The 16940-nt window shown below is 66.0% G+C and carries 18 protein-coding genes; 6 read left to right on the forward strand and 12 right to left on the reverse strand.

Annotation, left to right across the window (positions count from 1 at the left end):
- A partial coding sequence (locus BM417_RS45055) for a thiamine pyrophosphate-dependent enzyme (protein WP_245822851.1) occupies nt 1–412 on the reverse strand: 412 nt, incomplete at its 3' end.
- Nucleotides 413–542: 130 nt separating this feature from the next.
- Nucleotides 543–815, reverse strand: coding sequence for a hypothetical protein (locus BM417_RS45060; protein WP_093606271.1), 273 nt, complete (start codon nt 813–815; stop codon nt 543–545).
- A gap of 630 nt (nt 816–1445) precedes the next feature.
- On the opposite strand from BM417_RS45060, the gene BM417_RS45065 reads away from it, so the two are divergent.
- Nucleotides 1446–1976 (forward strand): sigma-70 family RNA polymerase sigma factor, encoded by a 531-nt coding sequence (locus BM417_RS45065; protein ID WP_093606272.1) that lies wholly within the window; start codon nt 1446–1448, stop codon nt 1974–1976.
- A gap of 288 nt (nt 1977–2264) precedes the next feature.
- On the opposite strand, the gene BM417_RS45070 is transcribed toward BM417_RS45065, so the two are convergent.
- The 4 genes from BM417_RS45070 to BM417_RS48355 all read right to left on the reverse strand — a co-directional run bounded on the left by BM417_RS45070 (nt 2265) and on the right by BM417_RS48355 (nt 5149).
- Nucleotides 2265–3323, reverse strand: coding sequence for an AbrB family transcriptional regulator (locus BM417_RS45070; protein WP_093606273.1), 1059 nt, complete (start codon nt 3321–3323; stop codon nt 2265–2267).
- 35 nt (nt 3324–3358) lie between these two features.
- Nucleotides 3359–4420, reverse strand: a complete 1062-nt coding sequence (locus BM417_RS45075; protein WP_093606274.1) for a TauD/TfdA family dioxygenase — start codon at nt 4418–4420, stop codon at nt 3359–3361.
- A gap of 88 nt (nt 4421–4508) precedes the next feature.
- On the reverse strand, nt 4509–4733 hold the full coding sequence (locus BM417_RS45080) for a hypothetical protein (protein WP_093606275.1): 225 nt from the start codon (nt 4731–4733) through the stop codon (nt 4509–4511).
- 257 nt (nt 4734–4990) lie between these two features.
- Nucleotides 4991–5149 carry a hypothetical protein gene (locus BM417_RS48355; protein ID WP_177320980.1) on the reverse strand — a complete coding sequence of 53 codons (159 nt, stop codon included), beginning with the start codon at nt 5147–5149 and terminating at the stop codon, nt 4991–4993.
- An 827-nt stretch (nt 5150–5976) separates the two neighbouring features.
- On the opposite strand from BM417_RS48355, the gene BM417_RS45085 reads away from it, so the two are divergent.
- Nucleotides 5977–6939, forward strand: coding sequence for a polyprenyl synthetase family protein (locus tag BM417_RS45085; protein ID WP_093606276.1), 963 nt, complete (start codon nt 5977–5979; stop codon nt 6937–6939).
- Nucleotides 6936–7889 carry a DUF2332 family protein gene (locus BM417_RS45090; protein ID WP_093606277.1) on the forward strand — a complete coding sequence of 318 codons (954 nt, stop codon included), beginning with the start codon at nt 6936–6938 and terminating at the stop codon, nt 7887–7889. The genes BM417_RS45085 and BM417_RS45090 overlap by 4 nt, the downstream gene beginning before the upstream one ends.
- Before the next feature lie 174 nt (nt 7890–8063).
- Here the strand turns inward: BM417_RS45090 and BM417_RS45095 are convergent, their stop codons facing one another.
- Entirely contained in the window at nt 8064–9167 is a 1104-nt protein-coding gene (locus BM417_RS45095; RefSeq protein ID WP_093606284.1) for a polyprenyl synthetase family protein, read from the reverse strand.
- Nucleotides 9168–10011: 844 nt separating this feature from the next.
- Between BM417_RS45095 and BM417_RS45100 the strand changes: the two genes are divergently transcribed.
- Nucleotides 10012–10692 carry a helix-turn-helix transcriptional regulator gene (locus BM417_RS45100; RefSeq protein WP_177320981.1) on the forward strand — a complete coding sequence of 227 codons (681 nt, stop codon included), beginning with the start codon at nt 10012–10014 and terminating at the stop codon, nt 10690–10692.
- 7 nt (nt 10693–10699) lie between these two features.
- On the opposite strand, the gene BM417_RS45105 is transcribed toward BM417_RS45100, so the two are convergent.
- Nucleotides 10700–11371, reverse strand: coding sequence for an SAM-dependent methyltransferase (locus BM417_RS45105; protein ID WP_093606279.1), 672 nt, complete (start codon nt 11369–11371; stop codon nt 10700–10702).
- A 99-nt stretch (nt 11372–11470) separates the two neighbouring features.
- Nucleotides 11471–11821 (reverse strand): hypothetical protein, encoded by a 351-nt coding sequence (locus BM417_RS45110; protein WP_093606280.1) that lies wholly within the window; start codon nt 11819–11821, stop codon nt 11471–11473.
- A 274-nt stretch (nt 11822–12095) separates the two neighbouring features.
- Between BM417_RS45110 and BM417_RS45115 the strand changes: the two genes are divergently transcribed.
- Together BM417_RS45115 and BM417_RS45120 are read left to right on the forward strand one after the other, a co-directional pair.
- Nucleotides 12096–12692 carry a hypothetical protein gene (locus BM417_RS45115; RefSeq protein WP_093606281.1) on the forward strand — a complete coding sequence of 199 codons (597 nt, stop codon included), beginning with the start codon at nt 12096–12098 and terminating at the stop codon, nt 12690–12692.
- Nucleotides 12693–12757: 65 nt separating this feature from the next.
- On the forward strand, nt 12758–15772 hold the full coding sequence (locus BM417_RS45120; RefSeq protein WP_093606282.1) for an AfsR/SARP family transcriptional regulator: 3015 nt from the start codon (nt 12758–12760) through the stop codon (nt 15770–15772).
- A 171-nt stretch (nt 15773–15943) separates the two neighbouring features.
- Here the strand turns inward: BM417_RS45120 and BM417_RS48880 are convergent, their stop codons facing one another.
- The 3 genes from BM417_RS48880 to BM417_RS48360 form a co-directional block, all read right to left on the reverse strand.
- Nucleotides 15944–16189, reverse strand: a complete 246-nt coding sequence (locus tag BM417_RS48880; protein ID WP_218164778.1) for a hypothetical protein — start codon at nt 16187–16189, stop codon at nt 15944–15946.
- Nucleotides 16190–16201: 12 nt separating this feature from the next.
- Nucleotides 16202–16336 (reverse strand): hypothetical protein, encoded by a 135-nt coding sequence (locus tag BM417_RS50035; protein WP_281251416.1) that lies wholly within the window; start codon nt 16334–16336, stop codon nt 16202–16204.
- 239 nt (nt 16337–16575) lie between these two features.
- Nucleotides 16576–16940, reverse strand: a 365-nt coding sequence (locus tag BM417_RS48360; RefSeq protein WP_177320982.1) for a hypothetical protein, incomplete at its 5' end; no start/stop codon positions are given.

The following is a 16940-nucleotide window of genomic DNA, read 5'->3' on the forward strand; positions in this document are numbered from 1 at the left end:
TGAACAGCAGGATCTTGAGGTTCACGTTGCGCCGCAACGTGTGGATCAGGTGGTTGCCGCCGATGGACAGCGCGTCACCGTCACCGGTCACCACCCACACGCTCAGGTCCGGCCGCGCCACGGCGAGACCCGTGGCGATGGCCGGCGCACGGCCGTGGATGGAGTGCATGCCGTAGGTGTTCATGTAGTACGGGAAACGGGACGAGCACCCGATGCCCGAGACGAACACGATGTTCTCGCGCCTGAGACCCAGCGAGGGCAGGAACGACTGCATGGTGTTGAGCACGATGTAGTCGCCACAGCCGGGGCACCAGCGGACTTCCTGGTCGGACTTGTAGTCCCTGGCCGACTGCTTCTCGTCGGTGGTGGGAACCCCGGTCAAGCCGGGGAGACCAATGTCAATCGCAGTCACGCCGACACCCCCTTGACCACCCTGGAGGACATCTGGAGCCGGTAGCGCGATTGTCGCGGGGCCTGGTCCCCCGCCCGGCCAACAACCGACTCAAGGCGTCGGATCAGACTTCCGACCACGACCTCGGCTGTTACGCAGGCATCGCCTGCTGAGCGAGCACCGACGCGCCGAGCAGCGTCAACCGCGCACGGGTCAACGACCCTGCAACAGCCGGCAGGACGGGCTCTATGAGGCCCGCGTGTGCCAGGCACCGCGCGGCAGTCTGATCGCACGATGCCATGCCGTCGATGAACAGGTCCGGTTCGCAACTTTGGGACATCTGCGCACGCCCGGCAGCTACCGCACGCAGAAGGGCCACGTCGCGCTTGGACAGGTCACTGATCAAATGCGTTGAGTCGGTCATGACGATTATCTCGAATCGAGGAGACCAGAATGGAGGTTTCCACGATGAGACACCACCTGCCCCGCATAGGCCAGCACGGCACCCGACTGTTGCCCCGAAAGTCGAACGGTTGATGCCCTTCCTGTCAACGGCGACGGCCGTGTCGAGACTCGATCATTGGCTTGGCAGTGAGATCGATGTCGTGCGCACGAGTGCGGGGGCTGCGAATCTGTCGGGACCAGGCGGTGGAGAAGGGGATGCCACAGGGACGGCGCGACAGGTCGATCCGGTGTGCGGCTCCGGCCGGGCTGAATGCGGCCGAACCGGTCCTGACCTGTCGTGGCCTACAAGAGGGGCCGGGCCTGGTCGTTGACGCGCCGCCCAACACGTCGCGTGGTTCCCCGCAACATGCATTGTGATCGAGCTGCCCGCTACGCCACAGTGGACGCTGGGAGGTGTGAAGTCACTCGGGGTACCTCGAGTAGACACAAGCCGTTGCGATCTTCTTCTGACTGCGTCGGATGCAGGGAAGGAAGGGGCGGTCTTGCCGGGCAACGAGTGCATTTGCGTAGATCGGGAGCACTGACGCCCGAACCAGACGTTCAGTCTGGGGGTGAAGCCCGGTGTGTCACTCCGAACCAGGGGGCCGAGATGAGATCGCCCGCCAGCGCAAGGGATGAAGCTCTTGTGCGGTCGTTGTACCAGGAGCATGGGCGGGCGTTGCTCGCGTATGTCACGCGTTTGTCCGGTGGTGACTGGGCTGTGGCCGAAGACGTCGTGCAGGAAACGCTGGTCCGGGCGTGGAGGCATCCCGAGGTGATCCGCAACCGCGAGGTCTCGGTGCGTGCCTGGCTGTTCACGGTGGCACGCAATGTCTTCGTCGACAAAGTGCGCGCGAGGTCGAAGCGTCCCCAGGAGGTCCCTGACTGCTACGAGAACCAGCCGCGTGAGTGCGACCAGACTGGTGACGTGCTCAACTCCGTCGTCGTGTCCGAGGCGTTGGGGCGTCTGTCCCGCGAACACCGCGAGGTTCTGGTCGAGACCTACTTGCACGGTCACACCATTGTGAATGCAGCTTCTGTGCTGGGAATCCGCGAGGGGACCGCGAGATCCAGGTCGTACTACGCGATCTGCGCGCTGCGGGAGCTGCTGTCCGGGCAGGACAATCTCGTCCAGGAGTGAGATCTGTGAGCGACGCGTGAAGACTGGAACCGGCAGGGTTTCCGTGATCACGGGCCCGTAGTTGATCACGCATGTTGATCACGGAGTTGCTCGGTGTCGTGTTCGCTCGGCGCGCTGCACACAGAACCAGACGTGATCCACAGGGCGGTCGTGAACTGCAAGCCCGTTCAGTCCAACCGGCTGCGCGGCATCCGTCGCACCACTTCCAACCGCAGCCCGATCGGGCGAATTCGAGCTCAGGATGGCGCCCGAGCTTCGAGACTCCCCCCTCGGACCAACTGTTCGTCCTCAGGGTGCCTCCTCGTCGCGAGCGCCGGAGCCGCCTCGATCGAGCCTGATGAACAGCCACAACCAGAACGGCAGCCCAATGTTGATCAGGAGCTGGCGAGCCAACTGTGCGGCCAGCACGACGTCTATCTCCACCGGCAGAGCGAGAGCGAACATCGTCACTTCTGGCGCACCACCCGGCGCGGTCATCAGAACGCAGGTGAGCCAATCGAGGCCGGTGACAGCGTGAACGACGGCGGCGACCATGAGGCTCGCCGAGAGCGTCATGGCGACGCCAAGTGCACCAAGCGCCAGGAGACGACCCCTTCTCATGCCCGTGACAATCGACTCACCCACGCTGACACCGAGAAGAATCTGCCCCGCCGCGGTCACGACCGAAGGAATACCGACACACGACGAGAACAGACTCTGTCCCACGTACATCGACACGCCGATGGCGATTCCCGCGAAGAACGCCGGCAACGGAAGGCGCAGCCGACGAGCACCGCAAGCAAGCGGCCACACCAGCACCAGGGCACCGACGAACTGAATGAAGTTCCACGGCTGGTCCGTGCACGAAACATCCGGTCCTGGGCCCGCAGAGGCCGGGCCTGCCACAGCGGCCACCGTCACGAGAACAACGGCTGCGAACATGCGCATCGCCTGCACAGCGGAAACGGTCGCGGCATCGCGTCCTCGCTCGGCAGCGGCGCCGGTCATCGCCGCCATTCCACCGGGAACCATCGCGAGCATCGCGCTGAGGCGGTCCAGTCCGGTGACCCGGTGGAACCACCATCCCACCAGGACACCTGCGGCGATCATTCCCACTGCGACTGCCAGATAGAGCACGGTGTGGTCACCGCGGTACTCATGAACAGCGAGAACACCACCGATGCCGAGCCCGACGACCGCTAGGGCAAGCTCACGGACACCACGTTGCGGCGCCGCCTGCCAACCCAGCTTCCGCGACGCCACGAGCACAGCGGAACCCGCGACCACGCCGCTCATGATGCGGAGCGGAGCGCCGGAGTCGACCTGCGCCGAGGCAGCCGTCAACACCAGCGCCACCGCGACCTGCACCGCCAGGCGACACCAGACAACGCGCGGAGCCGTTGTCACACCAGCATCCCCAGCTCCCTGGCCTGCTCGCGCTGGTACCTGCCCGCTTCGTTCCGGCGAAGCTGCCAGGAGAGCACACCGCCGCGGACAACGCCCGGCTCGACCCTGCCCCAGGCCTCCCGGAACGTTTCAGGCAGACGGCGGCTGTCAGGCACGGCCAGCCACAATCGCAGCAAGTGCCTTCTGCGATCAGGGTCAGGATGGTCGGTGAAAGCGGTCCGGGCGTGGTAGACGAGGTGGTTGTTGACCAACTGCAGGTCGCCAGGCTGGAAGTCGAGCTCGCACGACAGGTTCGGGTCGGCTGCGATCTTGTCGATCAGATCGACAGCCTCCAGTTGCTCGGCGGTCAACTCGGGAGCGCCCGCCATGCCACGTACGGCGCGGATTCGTGCGCCGTAGAACCTGCTGGTGAAGTCCTCACGGTCACCACCGAACACAGGACTCAGGAAGAACGGCTGCCCGTCCCGCGCCGCGGGGCCGACAGCCGCGAAGGGCAGCGGTGCTTCGAGCACCTCAAGCAAGTGGGGCCGGAGCCGGGCGATCTCGTCGCGGACCGCGAGCGAACTCGTCAGCAGACTCGCTCCACCCTCCATCGCGGTGCGGCGGCACAACAAGGCCACGACGTCACACGAGTCGACATGGAAGTTGATGTCCATGTTGGAGTCGTGCCTTCGCAGCTCGGACGTCTGGCGACCGGTGTCGCGAACATCCACGATCAGCGAGTCGTCGCTCTTCTGGACCAACGCGACGCCCAGGTGGAGGCCGAGCCCCCAGCAGATCAGCCTGGCATCCTCCTCGGACCGTGATTCGACCGGCAATCCCCGGACGACCGCGAATCCCTGCCCGGTTTCGAGGCCGGCGGAGATCTGACGCAACCGCGGCCCGAGGGTGGGGAGCGGAAAGTCCTCGCGCCGCAGATTCAACAGCGCCTTCCCTGCTCGCGCGGCGACTTGGAGCGCATTCTCGATCTCGACGACATCCTCGTCATTCAGAATGTGCAACCAGCCTTCGCGCGGCGTTGCCGGCCTTCCGGCCATCTTTCCTCCAGTGATCAGCATCCTCGTTAACCCCAGCAGTGTGCCGAGGATGCATGTCACCCTTGGGAATACGGGAGCCACCGTCGAAATCAGAGTCTATGAGGCATACTTACCTGGACGAACTGACAGAAATCACTGCCTCGAACACGACTGCCATGACCGTGCCCTCATGACGTTCGGTCGCGTCGAGATGCTTGGTTCCGAACAGGGTCGTAAATCGGGCCGGCAGCGACGCCACGTACAACGCAGTGTCCTGCAGCAGGGGCACCTGGGTGAGCGGCTCGGCCACCGTCTGCGTCGGCTCACGGCGGATGATCTCAAAGGTGTTGGACACCGCTTTCAGGTTGCAATGCGATGTACGGCACCACCCCGACCACCGCGATCGCTACCACTAGCCCGCCGAGCCGCACGCTCGTGCCGTAGCGCCGAGATGAAGTCAGCGAGGGAGATGACACAAAGCCACTGGCTGATGCAGATGATGCGGCGCAGCCCCAGCCGGCCCAGCGCGAGAATGATCATCGGCCCGAGATTGATCGACAGGAAGCCCAGCCCTGTCGATGCCGCACGACAGACGCTGCCAGGTCCACGACGTCACGTAGGCCGCAGGGAAAGCGCGTAGATCGTGCCGCGCCTGGCAAGTCCCCGGCCCGCGTCTGCGCGCCGGTCGCCGTAGAACACGATCGCGAACAGCATGGCGAGGTAGAGCACAGACACCCCGATGACGCCCGAGTCGGCAGCGCGGTGCATCACCTGGAGTACTGGACGAGGACGGCGACCGCCGTGGCCGCCGTGGCCGCAGACAGCCAAGTCTCAACCAGGTACCACACCAGAACGGATACACCGCTGTTGACGCGTGTTGTTCAACGGCGGTCAGCAGCGGCGGCAACAACGATGAATATCGCCAGCCTCGCAACTACACCTTTTGTCTCCATCGCAGATTCCCTGCTGGGAGGTGGCGACTTCGCGTGACCGCACGGTCACGCAAGGAAGCACACATGGTGCTCGTCAGCGAAGCGGCTCAGAATCCGCGCGAAGAGGCTGTCCGCCGACGCGAGATGACTGCCGAACCTGACCGCGTCGTGTCCTGGCTGGTTCCTTCGGAGTCAAGCGTCCGAGCGCCACGGTGCGAAAGACCAGTCCGGACAAGCCCCAGTTCCTTGCCGGCATTGCACAGATCGGTGCGATATCCACTCGACCAGCATCCGGCCCTCACCAGCGCTGCGTCCGGCACGAACCGGCACCGCGACGGGCCGAAAGTGCACAAAACCTGGCCTGTGGTTCCCCCACCGCTCGCCTGCTCTTCAACACGCGAGCAACCGGCGTGTTACCTGTGCCACAGATCATACAGATCTGTCTCAGCACAACCCGGCTCCCCGCTGCCCCCTCAGGAACAGGAGCACGTCATGAACGAACTCCTCGTGGAGGGCGAGCTCAGCGCTTGACGGCTCGTCGTTTCGTGAGGAGTGGCGCTTCGAACGCCTTGCCACTCGTGCTGATCGACATCAAGTGCTCGTCCTCAGATTCGCCGAAGACCAGAGACCGAGCCACAATCTTTCTCACCAGCAGAGCAGGTACCCATGACCATCGCAGGCTCCAGAGCTGTTGACGAGCTCAGTCTCGTCAGAGACGTCGTCATGGCCAGAGCACACGAGGCAGTCAAGGCGACCTGTCAGCCGTGGCCGCGTCTGCGCGACACCATCACTGTGCTCCTCGACGAAGACGAATCCGGACTGAACATCTTCCGGCTCCTCCCCCACGCCTTCATTGGAAACAAATCGGAAGACGCACACCTCGTCGGCACGGTGTCCCGGATCTGGTGGACAGGCGCCGAGACACTCGATGATCTCATTGACGGCAAGGCAGCCGACCACCACGGTCCCGCAGCAGCTCTCATCGCATCGACGGCGTGCATCACCCTGATCCCAGAGTTGGTCGTTCGCGCTGAAGTCCAAGACATCACCTTGCGCGAGCTACTCACCGCTGAACTGCTGAGCACCTCACTGCACTCGGCCGATGGGCAGATCGAGGATGTCGGCGTTCTCCACAGCGAGGAGCCGTGGAGAACGGCGATGCACGCCTATGCGGGTAAGAACGGGGCCGCATACGGCCGAGACCTCGTGTTGACGGCGATCCTTCGCAGAGAGCCGCCTCATCGGCTTCAGGTGTGGCGAAGGTTCGGCAAACTCTTCGGCGTCCTGCGCCAGATGGTGAACGACCGCGCTGGTCTGTGCACTCCTGACAACGAGGACTTCATCAACGGAACACGGACGCTGATGCTTGCGTCGGCGGCAAGTGTCACCGACTTGACCGGCTTGCACGCGAGGGCACGAACGAGCGTCCAGGCGCGGCGTGAGTTGCTCGCGCTTCTGTTCTCGGCGCCGGTTGCCGACGTTTACAACGGCAAAGTACACGCATTGCGCTACAAGCTCCTGGGGCTGCTGGAGCATCTCGCTCCTGCGCCTGACCGCGCGGCTCTCGTTCGATCGCTAGTCGACGCGAGCACGGGCGCGGCGCTGATGAGCGCGGAGGTCTTTCGATGACCATCACTCATGAATCCTTGTCAGCGCTGAAGTGGATCGCGAAGGACCTGGCCGTAAAGGCGCCGCAATCAGCCGGGTTGTTCAGTGCACTCGTCAAGGAAGTGGAAGACAACGGCCCCGTCACGCGCCTCGTCCCCCATCATCCGGACGCCCAGCAGCCATACTTCTACGTGAAGATGTTCGCCGCGATCGGCTATCTGTACGAGTCGGGCCTCAGCCCGGATCTCATCCGCTGCCTGGAAGATCTGAAACATCGCGATGACCCCGACGCGATCGCGCACGCCTGGGAGTTGTGCCGGCACGCCCTCAGCGCTCATCCCGCGGTCGTTCTGGCGACGATCAATCGGCCGGTGCAGCAGCAACGCCCGAGGCTGGCGGGCTTTCTCCTGCAAGGTGTCGGCATGCTCGGAGCGCCTCGGGTGAGGCTGCTGGAGCTCGGCGCCTGCGGCGGGCTGAACCTGCTGTTCGACCAGTACTGGTGGTTCGGAACCGGGTGGACGTGGGGGTCGCCGGACTCACCGGTACGTTTACCCGCGCCCGGTCCTGAACCACAACCTTTCGAGATCGTCGAGCGTGCGGGTTGTGATCTTGCGCCGCGCGATCCTCGGAATCCCGAGGACGTACGAATCATGAGGTCGTTCCTCGCCTATGATTGGGACGTTGATCGGATGGAGTTCGACGACGCGGTCTCCCTGGCCGCGACCACACCTGTTCAGATCGACCAAGAAGATGCCGTGACCTGGCTGAGGCATCAACTCGAGTCGTCGGCGTCCAGATCAGTGACCACCGTGGTCTGGCACAGCCTCTTCTGGCAGTTCCTCGACGACGAGGTCCAGGCAGAGATCGATTCCGTGCTGGACCGCGCGGCTCGGCGTACACGCATTGCCTGCTTGTCATTTGACATACTTCGACCGAAAACGATACCCAAGCTCGCCATCACCGTCTACTGACGATATCCCGAAATCACCTCGGCACACCCGGCGCATCGCGGAGGGTGTGCCGAGGTGCGCCCGCTCCAGTGAGTTCCTTCGCTCGCACGGGAGCAATGCGTTGAACCGCTCTGGTGACTGGCCGGCCTCGCGAACAGGCGCTGTCCAGCCACCAGAAATCCAGGTGTACACGCATCAATGCTTCCGCGAGAGCACCAAATTCGCCAACTCCTGCAGTTTGCCGGCAATGCCGGGTACGACCTCTGCGGCCGTCAAGCACGCGGTGGCCGCCTCGATCTGCTCCTCCGCCGCGGTTTGTGTCCATTCGCGTCCGCCCGCACGCTCGATCAGTCCCGCCAATTCCAGCAACTGTCCGTCGCTGAGCTGTGCACTCCGGTAGAGCTCAGCAATCTTGGTGCCGTCGGCGGATCCCAGCGTCATCGCCGCGACCACGGGCAAAGACTTCTTACGTGCGCGCAGGTCTGCATGGACAGGCTTTCCGGTCACTTCTGGATCACCCCAGATGCCGAGCTGATCATCGACGAGCTGGAAGGCGAGGCCGAGATGCCGGCCGAAATCACGCAGGAGTCTGGCTCGTGCCGCGGTGGCTCCACCCGCAAGTGCGCCCACCTGACAAGCGGCGCCCAATAGCGACGCGGTTTTCCCGTTGGCCATTTCGAGGCACTCGTCGAGGCCGACGACATCGCGTTCCTGGAAAGCCAGATCGGCGAACTGGCCATCGCAGAGCTCAAGCACAGCCTGCATCAGCACCTGCACCAGTTGTTCTCCACAGACTGCGATGCACGACGGAGCGAGCGCGAGCAACGCGTCTCCGGCGAGCACGGCGTTCTCTGTTCCGAAGACCGTCCATGCTGTTGGCCGATGCCGTCGTTCGACGTCTCTGTCCATCACGTCGTCGTGCAGGAGGGAGAAATTGTGCACGAGTTCGATCGCGACCGCAGCGGGTACGGCACCAACTTCATCACCTCCGACCGCAAGCGCGGACAACAAGGTCAAAGCCGGCCGAACCGCCTTGCCTTGATTCCGCCCGGGGGTGGGCTGCCCATCTCGATCCCACCAGCCAAAATGGTATCCTGCGATCATTCGCATTGATCTCGGCAGCGTTGCGATTTGACATCGCAACGCTGGGTCCACCAGCGTCCTGCACAAGACGAACGGGTCGGGGCCGGAAGTTCGCTCGCCTTTTTGCGACGGGATCACGTCACCTTCGCCCGGCGTCCCGACCGTCGTCGGGCTCGCTGTTCTTCGCGGTAACGCTCTGAGCTTTTCGGCAGCCATGGCGATCTCCAGGAGGTACGCGAACCGTCGCTGAAAATTGTGTTGCAACCAACATTCATCTCTCATACCGAGGCGATAAATAGACCAACACGTCCCTCAAGCACTCAGGGGCAGTGTTTCATGCACTCTGGAGCGACTTGCGCTGTTGCCAAGACTTGCGTGAACCTGCAGCGCGCTACGACGGCAACGGTAAGCTCGCCCCACGCAACCAGCGTCTCCCCACCTGCGCTCAGGCACGCCCGATGTCGACGCCGATACGACTTTGCCAGCGCCGAGGTGCGCTTAGGCAAATTCGTGCGTCTCAATTCCGAATACCGCCCGAGTGCCGATGATCGCTGGACTGACAGGTCGAGCAGAAATTCCTGAACCGTGCCGCGCCGCCAGCACAGGTCGCCATCACAAGGCACCCAAAGCGCGAAATGCAATCACTCCCGAAATTGAGGGAAGATTGGATGGACGATTCTTGACAGGCGAGCTTCCAAACCAAGATTCAAGTTGAAGTCTCAACCGCGAGGAAGCCTCGATGCACAACGCTGCGCTCGAACCGCGTTTCCTCGGCCCCGTCCAGGAACCGATGACGTCGACGGTCTAACCCCTCAGCACGTCTCCGCCGGGTGCGGCTGCCTGCGCGCAGGCAGCCGTGGCGAGGGCGAGCACGCCGGCGATGGCCCTGAATTCCATTCACCTCTCCTCGATCACGACGAACCGTTCGCCGGGTTCAGGCCCGGCACTACCGCGAATGGAGACGAGAACCGATCAGCGGCGTGACGCGTCTATGCGCCGTCAACAGGACGTTGACAGCGCGCTGTTGTACTTCCGCCATCGAACGGAGGTGCGGCACCCCATGAACATTCCCAAGATCGTCGAGGCTCGACCAGGCTCGGCCGCCGCCGACAGCCAGATCTCGGTCGGATGGCTCACCAACGCGCCGGAAGTCGCCGGAGGGCTGCTGTACGCACTCCAGGCGTCACCGGACCTGAACGTCCTCGGCGAGCAGGAACGGCACCGCTGCGACGTCGTCCTGGCGATCGCGGACACCGTCGACGACGACTTCATCGACGCGCTCGTCGCCGCCTTCGAGGCGACCACGAACCCGGCGCAGCGGATCGTTCTCGTGAGCGGCCCGCTGCAGCGCCGGCACCTGCCCCGCCTGTTCCGCGCCGGCGTCGTCGGCATGCTCGCCCACCACGAGGCCGGCCCGCGCCGCATCGCGCGCGCCATCTACGCGTGCCACAACGGCCAATCGATGATCTCCGCTCAACTCACCCGGTGGCTGCTCGACGAGATCCGGTTCGTGCAGCAGGACCTGCTGGCGTCGCAGAACCTCGCGCCCGGCGGACTCACCACGCGTGAGGTCGAGGTGCTCAAGTACATCGCGCAGGGGCACGAAACCGCCGAGGTGGCCGCGAAGCTGAGCTACTCGGAGCGGACGATCAAGAAGATCCTCCAGGACGTGTTGGTGCGCCTGCACCTGCACAACCGCGCGCACGCCGTCTCATACGCGATGCGTGTCGGCGCCATCTGAAACACGGCTACTGCTTCACGGCGATTCCTGCCAGCACCGGCGCGCCCGCGATGCTTTTCGCGGGCGTCCCCCACTCGTGCGGCAGCGCCACAATCCCGGGCTTCACGAGGGCCAGCCCGTCGAACATCTCGGCGATCTCCTGTCGCTGCCGTGGATATACCGGCCCGCCGATGAGCTTGGCCGCCGCGCCGGAGTCGTCGTCCTTGAAGCACCGCGTCAGGTGTGACGCCGCGAAAACACTGTCCCGCGGCAGTTCCGCGCTGTAGCGGCTCAGCAGTTCGTTCGCGTCGGGGATGAGGTGCAGCAGTCCGACCGCGACCACGCCCGTGGGGCGGCGCGCGTCGAGCATGCCAGCGGCCTGACAAGTTTCGATCAGCCCGGACACGTCGGTCACGTTGCGGCACACCAGGTAGCGGTGTTCGGTGCCCGCGATGACGCGCCTCGCCCGTTCGATCACCTCGGCGTCGTAGTCGACGTGGATCACCCGGACCGCGGGCCCGGTGAGCCTGCCCATGTCGTGCGGGCTGCCCACCCCCGGTTTCCCGCAGCCGAGATCCAGGAACTGCCTGATGCCCCGGCCGAGCATGAACCCGACGGCCTGGGTGAGAAACGCCCGCTCCACCTGCACCACCCGTCGCGCCACCGAGACAACGCCCTCGCCGTTACCTGCGGCCACCATCCCCCTACCTCCCGAAACGCAGCAAATCACAGGCCTGTCAACACGACGTCAACGAGCAGGAAGGGGTGCGCCACGCCAGGCGCACCCCTTCACCTCAAATCAGTTGTAGACGCGTACGGACCCGCTGTCATTCACGAAGACCGCCGCGCCACGAGACGGGTTGTAGTGGAACGAGACGAGGTATCGGTTCGGGGTGAAGTACACGTCCGCCCCTTCCCAGGCGTTGCCACCACCGACCCGCCACGGGTAACACGGACCGTTCGCCGGGCGCGGCTTGACGACGTAGCTGGAGAAGCCGCCCCGCTCCGGCAGCTTGACCACGACGCCCACGCCGGAGTCGTTGCAGATGTCGATCTGGCCGCGAACCGTGGCGGACGCGACCCCGGGAACAAGCGCCGCGCAGAGCGCGACCGCACCGGCGACGACACCGGCTTTGAGCACCTTCTTCAAAACCAACCTCCAGTGGGGACAACAGAACGCGCCTCAGCCTGGACCGATTCATCCGCCCCGTCCGCAGTCCAGGCGAACTGTGACACGCAAGGGCATCAATTCGTGCCCGAACAGTGCACGACCCTCCACTGTGGACTATTCCGTGCGGCACGGAAAAGGTGGCTGCGAGGGCACTTCCCGCTGCCCGAACTGTCAATTCCTGGTTTCGTCACCGCGCGGCCGATAGGTTCGCGCCTGCTGGCACCTCGATACCCGGAGACGCACTTTGAAGAGCATGTGTGCAGGCGCGGCCGCGCTCGTCGCGCTGAGCGTCCTCGGTGCTCCCGGCACCGCAGTCGCGCACTCGTCGAGCATCAGCGGCACGTGCGCAGCGGGCCGGACAACGCTTTCCGTCCAGATCACCAGCTACCCCGGCGAGAACCAGGTGCTCGTCTCCGACAACGGCGCCACGGTGGCCGGCACGTCGTTCGGGCCTGACTTCCGGCTGCGGCGGGACTTCGACGGTACGGCCGACCACTCGTTCACGGTCACGGTGACGGCGGCGGACGACCCCTCCGGCACGCACGGCTGGTCGTTCGTGAAGAAACTCAACGTCGCTCGCTGCGCGACAGCGACCCCACCGGCCAAGCCTGTCGCCCCGCAGAGCACTACTGTCCCACCCACCACGACCACAGTCACCACGTCCAGCCCCGCCCCGGTGAGTTCGACTGTCCCGAGCGAGACCGAGGTGATCTCGGTGCTGATCGGTCGAGAGGAGCCGTTGCCGTCGTCTGACGGTGTCTCTCCTTTGTGGACGCTGCTGGCGTGTCTCATGCTGCTCGGCACCGGCGTGGTCACCTTCGTGATCGTCCGTCGCCGCAAGCTTCAGTAGCCCCGGACGCCGGAATCCGCCTCGGCTGACCGCGGATCCAGCCTGGTCGCGCGTAACATGCGCGCATGGTCGCCTTCCTGCTGCCCAGGTCGAGTGAACCGCTCGCGTCGAGCGCGCCCGGCCTGGAGTTCGCGGTACTCGGTCCGGTTCGGGTGTGGCGCGACGGCGTGGAGCTGAACCTGGGTTCACCGCAGCAACGGCTCACGCTGGCCGTGCTGCTGCTCGCCCGGGGCCGGGTGGTGCAGGCTGCGGAGATCATCGCGGCGCTATGGGCGGACGAGGAGCCCCTGTCGGCGCGGGGCACGGTGCGGACCTACGTGCACCGGTTGCGGCGGATGCTCGGCGACGACGCGGACGGGCCGTTGCGCTCGGTCGGCAACGGCTACCAACTGCGGGTCGAGGAGGGCGCGCTCGACCTCGACCGGTTCGTCGCGGCCCGCAACGCCGCAGTTCAGGTCAGAGCAGGCGATGCCGTGCAGGCAGGCCGGCTCCTGCGCGCGGCGATCGGCGAGTGGACCGACGAGGCGTTCGCGGGACTTCCGGGTGAGTGGGCCGCGGCGGAGCGGCGACGGCTGCGCTACCTCGGCGTCCAGACCGCGGAGTCGCTCGCCGAGCTTGAGCTGGAGTTCGAGCTGGGCGAGCGGGCGGATCTCGTCGAACGGCTGGCAACGCTCGCGGAAGCGGAACCGTTGCGGGAGCACGTCCACGAGCTGCTCATGCTGGCGCTGTACCGGTCCGGCCGTCCGGCTGAGGCGCTCACGGCCTTCGAACAGATCCGCGCCACGTTGCGCGACGAGCTCGGCGTCGATCCCGGCCCCGCCTTGCGCGACCTGCACCAGCAGATCCTGCGCGCCGACGTCGACCTGATGCCGGCACCTGCTCCGATCGCGGTCCGTCCGGCCCAGCTGCCCGCCGCACTACCCGTGTTCAGCGGCAGACAGACCGAGCTCGACGACCTCACCACCAGGCTGGGCGCCGACCCCGCGCCGAACGTCGTCGTGGTGCACGGAACCGCCGGCGTCGGCAAGACCACCTTCGCCGTCCGCTGGGCCACGCTCGCGGCACCGTCCTATCCGGACGGTCAGCTCTACGTGAATCTCCGCGGCTTCGAGGCCGGAGGTGTGGCGAGGCTTCCGGAAGATGTACTCGGCGAACTGCTCGAGGCACTCGGCGTGCCAGCCGGGGACCAGCCGTCCGGAATGGACGCGCTGGCCGCCCGCTACCGCAGCACGCTGGCCGCCCGCCGGATGCTGGTGGTGCTGGACAACGCCGGCAGCGACACCCAGGTGCTCGCACTGCTGCCCGGTGGCACGGACAGCCTGACGCTGGTCACCAGCAGGCTCGAACTGAGCGGGGTCGTCGTCGCCACGGGTGCCCACTCAGTGCCGCTGAGCCTGCTCGACGACCAGGAGTCCGCCGATCTCATGGCCCTGCGGCTCGGCCGTGACCGGGTCGCCGCCGAACCCGAGGCCGTACGGGAGATCGCGGCCGCCTGTGCCCGGCTGCCGCTGGCGCTCGCGGTGGTGTGTGCGCGCATCGCTGGCCACCCCGGACTCGCGCTGTCCGACACCGTGCGGGATCTCCGCGAAAACCGCCTCGACACGCTGGAAGTGGCTGATCCGAGTGCCGACCTGCGCTCGTTGCTGTCGTGGTCCTACCGCGCGCTGACGCCACCGGCCGCGCGGTTGTTCCGCTTGCTGTCGTTGATGCCCGCGCCCGAGTTCACCATGGCGGCCGCGGCCAGCCTGACCGGACTGCCGCTGCGGCAGACGCTTGCCGCGATGCGGGAACTGACCGGTGCGTGCCTCGTCACCCCGCAGCGCGGCCGGTACAGCTGGCACGACCTGCTGCGCGACTACGCAGGCGAACTGCTGGAGGAGACCGACACCGCGGACGAGATCCCTGCGGCGCACCGGCGTCTGCTCGATCACCACGTCGTGCTCACCCGCGCCGGCATGGACGCGCTGGATCCGAACAACGCCGACCAGCCACCGCCGCCGGACGTCTCCGACGGGGTGCAGCCGGCTCCGGAGCTCGACGAGCACGCCGCGTGGACCATGTACGCCAGCGAGTTCCCGGCCGTCCTGGCATTGATCCGGCGGGCGGACGAGCTCGGGTTCGAGCGGCACGCCTGGTACCTGGCCTGGTATCAGCGCCGGTTCCTGCACTGGAGCAACCGCATCGACGATCTGGCCGTGTGCAACGAGATCGCGCTGCGGGCGGCCGTGCGCACCGGCGACCAGCGCGGCATCGGCTACGCGCACCGAGCGCTCGCGTTCGTGGCCAAGTGCCGCGACGACGACGCCGCGAGCGAGCGGCACCTGGACCAGGCGCTCGCGGCCTTCGCCGCCGCGGATGACCCCGTGGCACAGGCTTTCGTGCACCGCCAGTTCATCGGCCTGCTGATCTACTACCGTCCGGACGTCGGTCAGTACGACGCGGCCTCCGCACGGGTCGAAAAGGCACGGGCACTCCTGCGCTCAGCCCACCGGCCCGATCTCGAATGCGCACTGCTGACTCCCGCCTCCCGGATTCTGTTCCAGGCGGGCAGAACCGAGGAGGCCGTCGCGGCCGCCCTGCTCGCCCGCGCGCGCAACGAGGAACTGGGCCGCAAGTCGGACCTGGTGGACGCTCTGGACGTGCTGGCGTTCGCGCACGCCAAGCTCGGCGACCACCAGAAGGCCATCAAGTTCAAGGAGGAGCGCATCGCGATCCTCAGCAAGACCGACGATCCCGGCCTGTCGCTCAGTCTGCGCGAGGTGCTGGCGTTCGAGGTGATCGAGCTGATCAGCCTGCTGCTGGGCGCAGGCGAGCACGCGCGAGCGGAGACGACGCAACGCGACGTGCTGCGCGGCCTGCGGGATGAGCTGGCCGGCGCCACCGATCAGGCCACCCGCGACCTGCTCCGCGACCTTGACGTGCTGATCTCCGCCGAACGCCCCGGCCGGGAGTGGTACGCCGCCGGCGAGGCGACCTTCCGCCGCGCCGCTGAGCTGGCCGAGCAGGCCGGGTCGCTGAGGTGGATGGCACAGCTGGCGCCGGAGGGCGTCATCACCGCCACGCCGGAAGAGCCGACCTGATTCTGCCTGGCGAAACCACCGCCCATGCACATTCGGGCAACGCGTTCACCATTTGCAGCCGAATGCGTTGCCCAGCCCCAAACCCTGAATAGCATTCCTCACTGGTAGTCGACCGCCACCGGATCTCCCACCGCCATGAGGCGTCGCACCCGGTTCGGTCGACTACCGGTCTCACACCGTCACGCTCTCCGCGAAGACGCCGCCGATCAGCCGGATCGATGCCGGCCCGCCAGGGTTGAACAGCACGTCCACGTCGTACTCCTGCAGCAGCTCACCCAGTTCCGCCGCAGTGACCTCGGCTCGCCAGTTGCCGGTCTGCACACGGAACCGCTGCGCCGGCGCCGTCGACACCAGCAGCGACGGCACGTCGTCCGGCGACGGCGCGATGATCGGCCGCCCGTCCTCGTCCAGCGCCACGTCGAACACACTCTACCTGATCACCGCGAACAACGCGTCCGAATCCACCTCCCCGCGCATCAACAACTGCAACGTCGCATCCACCGGATCCGTCGGCGACCCCGCCTCGGACGGCCGGTAATCGGGATTCGCACGGAACCTCCCCATCGCACCATCACGAGTGACCAACCAACCCCCGACAACCGCCTCCAACGGCGGGGCTCTCTGTGTCCTCGCCCGTGTTCTGCGCGGCGGGTTCGGGAACCTGCCAGGCGGAGTCGATCAGGAACACCCACTGGTCATCGCCCGGCGTGGTCATGTCGCACCTTCTTCGTCGAAATGCTTCTGTAGGTACGCGGTGCCTCCCGCAAATGCGAAAGGTACCGCCGGCGAACTCCGGTGGCGCGTCACGTCTGCATACCCACCACCGTCATCGCCGCGAGCGCCTCCCGGTTGCCGTCGCTCGCGAACGTGGCCAGCGCGGTGCGCGCCGACCTGACGCCGGCCAGCGAGGCTTCCAGGAGGGCCGCGATGTCCTCTTTGCGCACGAGCACAGCGACGGCATCCTCGTTGCCTGCCTTCGCCAGGTCCACCAGTTTCGTGTGGGCCATGGCCACCCCGGCGTCCGCCAGCCTCACGAGCACGGGCATGTCACCCCGGTTCACCAGCACCTGCGCGGCGAGCTCGTGCCCGCCGAGCGCCAGGTCGAGCAGCGCGTCGATCGCGTTCGCGTTGTCCTGGCGCACCAACGCCTCCAGGGCTTCGCGGGCTT

The organism is Lentzea waywayandensis, assembly GCF_900115955.1.
GTDB classification, from domain to species: domain Bacteria; phylum Actinomycetota; class Actinomycetes; order Mycobacteriales; family Pseudonocardiaceae; genus Lentzea; species Lentzea waywayandensis.

Coding starts and splice junctions, on each gene's coding strand:
- BM417_RS45060 (WP_093606271.1), bottom strand. CDS start 815: ATGACCGACTCAACGCATTTGATCAGTGACCTGTCCAAGCGCGACGTG.
- BM417_RS45065 (WP_093606272.1), top strand. CDS start 1,446: ATGAGATCGCCCGCCAGCGCAAGGGATGAAGCTCTTGTGCGGTCGTTG.
- BM417_RS45075 (WP_093606274.1), bottom strand. CDS start 4,420: ATGCTGATCACTGGAGGAAAGATGGCCGGAAGGCCGGCAACGCCGCGC.
- BM417_RS45085 (WP_093606276.1), top strand. CDS start 5,977: ATGACCATCGCAGGCTCCAGAGCTGTTGACGAGCTCAGTCTCGTCAGA.
- BM417_RS45090 (WP_093606277.1), top strand. CDS start 6,936: ATGACCATCACTCATGAATCCTTGTCAGCGCTGAAGTGGATCGCGAAG.
- BM417_RS45095 (WP_093606284.1), bottom strand. CDS start 9,167: ATGGCTGCCGAAAAGCTCAGAGCGTTACCGCGAAGAACAGCGAGCCCG.
- BM417_RS45100 (WP_177320981.1), top strand. CDS start 10,012: ATGAACATTCCCAAGATCGTCGAGGCTCGACCAGGCTCGGCCGCCGCC.
- BM417_RS45105 (WP_093606279.1), bottom strand. CDS start 11,371: ATGGTGGCCGCAGGTAACGGCGAGGGCGTTGTCTCGGTGGCGCGACGG.
- BM417_RS45115 (WP_093606281.1), top strand. CDS start 12,096: ATGTGTGCAGGCGCGGCCGCGCTCGTCGCGCTGAGCGTCCTCGGTGCT.
- BM417_RS45120 (WP_093606282.1), top strand. CDS start 12,758: ATGGTCGCCTTCCTGCTGCCCAGGTCGAGTGAACCGCTCGCGTCGAGC.
- BM417_RS50035 (WP_281251416.1), bottom strand. CDS start 16,336: ATGGGGAGGTTCCGTGCGAATCCCGATTACCGGCCGTCCGAGGCGGGG.